The sequence below is a fragment of the Aestuariivirga sp. genome (assembly GCF_037139295.1).
GTDB lineage: Bacteria > Pseudomonadota > Alphaproteobacteria > Rhizobiales > Aestuariivirgaceae > Aestuariivirga.
On the sequence record NZ_JBAXGR010000176.1, the window covers coordinates 1 to 4,236 of the forward strand.

A 4,236-nucleotide genomic window follows, 5' to 3' on the forward strand; every position below is an offset into this window, starting at 1 on the left:
ACGGGCAGAAGCCGGGGAGACAGGAGAGCCGCCATGAATGACTGGACACCCGAGAGGGTCGAGGAGCGGCTGATCGAGGCCGCGTCGGTGCTGCGGCGCCTGCCGGCTGAGCGAGGGCAGGGGTACTTCAGCACCTGGCCAACGATGTTCGTGGAGTTCGGTGATCTGGTAGGTCAGACGCCGGAGCCGATGCGTTTGCCGCCGCCGTCGGCTGCCGCCATCAGCCGGATGGAAGCGACGCTCGGCTGGATGCCCTGGCTCGAGCCAATCGACGCAAAGATCGCGTGGCTGCGGGCCAGCGGAACGCGCTGGAAGGAGATCTGCTGGGAAGTCGGCCTGGCACGCGCCGCGGCGCACGAGCACTGGCTCTACGCGCTCTGCGTGATCGCGTGGCGGCTGAACGGCAGGGAACGGGTAGAGCATTACGGCAGGCGGCGGTTAATTTCGCGCGTTCGATGGGGAGGCGTAAACGGGCCTTTTGCGTAGGAGGCCGTGCTGACGCGATGTGCCAATTTGTGCCGTGAGGAGGTGCAATAATTTGAAAACTTACTCAATTACCTCGTCGGCGCGAGAGGCTGCGGTAGTGGCTTAGTGGTCAGGGGTACCGGCGGGCTGTAGGCAAGCGACGAGTGTGGTCTGATAGTATTGTAGTGCCTCGCCACTGCTCGATCACAATGCGCGCTTTCCCAAATGAACCTCAAACGGCCCTTCTCGGCGAATCGGCACGCAGCTTCCTTGTGAAAGTCCACCGCTTCAGGAAGCCGCCGATGATGGCACCGGACTGCTTGCTTGTGGATCGCGACCGCGGTTCCACGCACCCAGGCGGATGGCTGCCGCTGTGACAATGGCATGTGACAACATGCCAGCGGCGACCAGCCAATAGAAATGCGCAGGGCTGGTAGCCTGGCTGCGGGCCAGAAGGAAGCCGCCCACCAGCACGAAAACAACGCGCAGGATGATCGAGAGCACAGGCCAAAGTACACGTCCCGCCCCCAGCGACGCAAAATAGAGGCACAAGGCCACGCCGTAGAAAGCATAGAATGGACCGACAATCTGCAGATACTCCCGGCAAGCGGCCCGAACGGCTTCCGAGTCGCTGAAAAGGCTCGCCCAAATTCCGGGAAACAGCGCAACTATGCCTCCAATCAGGCCGGCCATGGCGGCGCTGTAGAGCGCCGCAGTCCAGCCAGCGCGGTGTGCCCGCTGGCCTTGATTGGCGCCGAAACTGGCCCCGACCAAGGTGGTGGATGCCGCGCCAAAGCCGAAAACCAGCGGGATGATGAGGAACTCGAGTCTTGTGCCGATGCCGAACCCCGCCAGGACATCGACCCCGAACCGCGCGATGAATGCGGTAATCACGATGACTGCTGCCAACGAGCACAGTGAGTTGACGGACGCCAGTGCCCCGACCTTGAGCATCGCGGCAAGCGGAGCCCCTCTGGCGGATGTCGCGAACAGCCTCAGACGCAATTCGGCGCACCGGGCCGTCAGGTAGTACAGCTGCAGCGCAAAAGCTGTCGCATAACCGACGCCGATGCCGGCGGCGGCGCCGGCGATTCCCATGCCCGGAACGGGACCAACTCCGAAGATCAGGACCGCCGCGGCAATGACTTGGACAACCGAGCCGACAACCAGATGTGTCGCTGCGACCTTCATGTTTCCGGTGGCGCGCACGATGGCGGCACAGCTGTTTGCCAACCACATTGTCACGCAGCCAGCGAAGAGGACATTGGAATAGGCCAGGGCCTGCTCCAGGACCGCGCCGGAGCCGCCAAGCGCCGTGTATATCGAGCGCCCTTCGGTCAGGAACAGCAAAGCGGACAACGCGGCCAGAAGAACGGCGAGCAGCAAGGCATGAAACGCCAGGGCTTCTGCTCCAGCCCGGTCTCCGGCGCCTAGGCGTTGTGCGACCGCGCCCGTGATCGAGCCGCCGATAGATCCACCAGATAGCGTCTGCATGAGCATCATCATCGGAAATGCCAGCGCGAGTCCGGCAAGCGAAGCAGTTCCAAGGCGCCCGACATACCAGGCCTCCGCTACCAGGGTCAGCAGAGTGATGAACATGGCGATCATGTTGGGCGCCGCCAGCCGGATGATCGTGGGGCCGATCGGGGCTGTCAGAATGGCGATATTTGGTGGCATCTCATTCTCCTGCATTTTTAACCCGGGTTGAACGGCCCCATCGGAGCCTGGTCGAGGAACCCGGCGCGATTTACGAAACAACCTGAATGTGTCACCGAGAAACAACACGAGCCGGACGCAATCGCCGTTGGAAGCCATCTGCTCCCGGTCGGCGGGCCCGGCTCAGGAAATCCCGATGATACCGGTATGAAACTCCTTCAGGTGTTCTTGCGCCCATCTTCCCAGTCCCTTCAGGACGGGTCGCAGCGCCGCGCCGCTTTCGGTAAGGCGGAAGGCGTTATTTCGCGCTATCGCGTCGGGGTGCGTTCGCTCTACCAGCTTCAGGCAGACGAGCAGGCTGAGCCGGGACGCGAGGATGTTGGTCGCAATGTGCTCGGGCGATCCGAGGAACTGCGAGTATGTGCGAGTACCATGGATCAACAGGTCTCGAATGATCAGCAACGACCACTTGTCGCCGAGCACGTCGAGTGCGGAACTGATGGGGCACACGGAGCGCCATTCGACTTCGTCGGAGTTCGTCGCCAAGCTACCGGCCCTCTCAATCTATGCGGTAATGGCAGCAGCCATTTCTCTAAATGAAGTCTCGATCGGCGTCGGCTTCCATTCAAGCGTGTCGAAAGTCGCGCTGTTGTCAAATGACGCGGCCCTTCCTATGAACGGAAGCATTCCCTTCACCTCGCGATCGAACAAACCTATGAATTTGAGCAGAATGGTGGGCGCTTTGCGCGAAGGAACCCTGAAGTAGCCAGCCGTTTTGAGGACGCCCGCCACAGTGGCCATCTCAATCGGCTCGGCGCTGGCGGCAATGAAACGCTTTCCCGCAGCGTCCACGGCGGTCATGGCTTTGACGTGTAGGCGTGCGACATCGCGCACATCAATCATTCCCATGCTCATGTCAGGAATCATAGGCATTTTTCCGCCGATCATGTCGGTCATCAGCGCAACGCTTTGGCCCTCCATTTTTGCGCCAAGCGAAGGCCCGAACACCGCGCCAGGTGCAATGACTGTAAGCTCCATGGAGCCGGCTTTCGCCGCTACCCAAGCGGCGCGCTCGGCCAACGTCTTGCTCTTTGCATAGGCACCGATGCGGGCGGTCAAGTCGGACCAGTCGTCGGGGCCATAGCGACCGCTGTCCTTGCCGGCGATTATCGCGAACGTCGAGGACGTGAGCACCATACGCTTCACACCAGCACCCTGGGCGGCGACGATCACGCGCTTCGTTCCTTCGACGGCGGGTACGATCATCTCGTTCTCATTGTTTGGCTCCCCTAGCGCAAATGGAGAGGCAACGTGCATGACGAACGTGCACTCTCTCATGGCCGCATCCCAACCCTTGTCGGCCAGAAGGTCGGCCTCGACGAAGCTCAGCCCGTCGACCGGGGCTACCTTCGCAATTGCGATTCGGGTGGCGTCGGCTTTCGCGCGGGAGCGAATGGTGCCTACCACCTTGTAGTCCTGCCTCAGCAATTCGGCGGCGCAGTGCTGCCCGATGTATCCGGTGACGCCCGTCAACAGAACACGTTCCATCCCTTCGACTCCCCCGAATGCGTCACCGCCACCACTTGCGAAATGCAAGTGATACACGATGACTTGCAAATCGCAAGCTATACTTCGTCGGATGCGGAGAATTGCGATGTGACCTTGCCACGAACGGAAGTCTGGTCGGGCTTGTTCGTTCCTCTCGCAGTGACGCAGGGCGACGTCATCCAAGGCCCAGATGTTATCGGTGACGCCTGCAGCAATCGCAGGAGTGATCCTCAGCAACTTGGGAACGCGGCAGAAGTTGTAGTGCATCATGTAGAGCGAGACGGCCCAAGCATGGCTCTCGATCTTCCTTCAGAAGCCGTTCGTGAGGCGGGTGAAGCGACGGCAGCGCACCCGTGCAAGAAAGGTGATCGAGTGAGCGGTTCGACAACGTCCGGTTAGGGTCATTCGCGTCGATTTTGTCATGTCCGCCGATATCCGATTCGCGGCCAATTCTTGACCAATCGATTAGCTGTTGCCTGCACGCTGTCGTGTGCCGATGGCGGTGGAAGGAGATCTGCTGGGAAGTCGGCCTGGCACGCGCCGCGGCGCACGAGCACTGGCTCTACG

General features: G+C 61.2%; 4 protein-coding genes and 1 pseudogene. 1 reads left to right on the forward strand and 4 read right to left on the reverse strand.

Annotation, left to right across the window (positions count from 1 at the left end; genetic code table 11):
* Positions 1-33 precede the first annotated feature (33 nt).
* Positions 34-486 (forward strand): DUF6362 family protein, encoded by a 453-nt coding sequence (locus WCJ41_RS20305; protein ID WP_336907659.1) that lies wholly within the window; start codon positions 34-36, stop codon positions 484-486.
* Positions 487-554: 68 nt separating this feature from the next.
* Here the strand turns inward: WCJ41_RS20305 and WCJ41_RS20310 are convergent.
* The 4 genes and pseudogenes from WCJ41_RS20310 to WCJ41_RS20325 form a co-directional block, all read right to left on the reverse strand.
* A pseudogene (locus WCJ41_RS20310) lies at positions 555-685 on the reverse strand (integrase core domain-containing protein); the annotation flags it as partial.
* A gap of 68 nt (positions 686-753) precedes the next feature.
* On the reverse strand, positions 754-2,280 hold the full coding sequence (locus WCJ41_RS20315) for an MATE family efflux transporter (RefSeq protein WP_336907660.1): 1,527 nt from the start codon (positions 2,278-2,280) through the stop codon (positions 754-756).
* Between the two features lie 24 nt (positions 2,281-2,304).
* Positions 2,305-2,667: a helix-turn-helix domain-containing protein gene (locus tag WCJ41_RS20320; RefSeq protein ID WP_336907661.1), complete on the reverse strand. Its 363-nt coding sequence runs from the start codon at positions 2,665-2,667 to the stop codon at positions 2,305-2,307.
* An 18-nt stretch (positions 2,668-2,685) separates the two neighbouring features.
* Positions 2,686-3,669 (reverse strand): NAD-dependent epimerase/dehydratase family protein, encoded by a 984-nt coding sequence (locus WCJ41_RS20325; protein ID WP_336907662.1) that lies wholly within the window; start codon positions 3,667-3,669, stop codon positions 2,686-2,688.
* Positions 3,670-4,236: the final 567 nt, after the last annotated feature.

What these genes read in the sequence shown, in the direction of transcription:
- WCJ41_RS20325 (WP_336907662.1), bottom strand. Translation starts at nt 3,669, where the DNA reads ATGGAACGTGTTCTGTTGACGGGCGTCACCGGATACATCGGGCAGCAC.
- WCJ41_RS20305 (WP_336907659.1), top strand. Translation starts at nt 34, where the DNA reads ATGAATGACTGGACACCCGAGAGGGTCGAGGAGCGGCTGATCGAGGCC.
- WCJ41_RS20315 (WP_336907660.1), bottom strand. Translation starts at nt 2,280, where the DNA reads ATGGCTTCCAACGGCGATTGCGTCCGGCTCGTGTTGTTTCTCGGTGAC.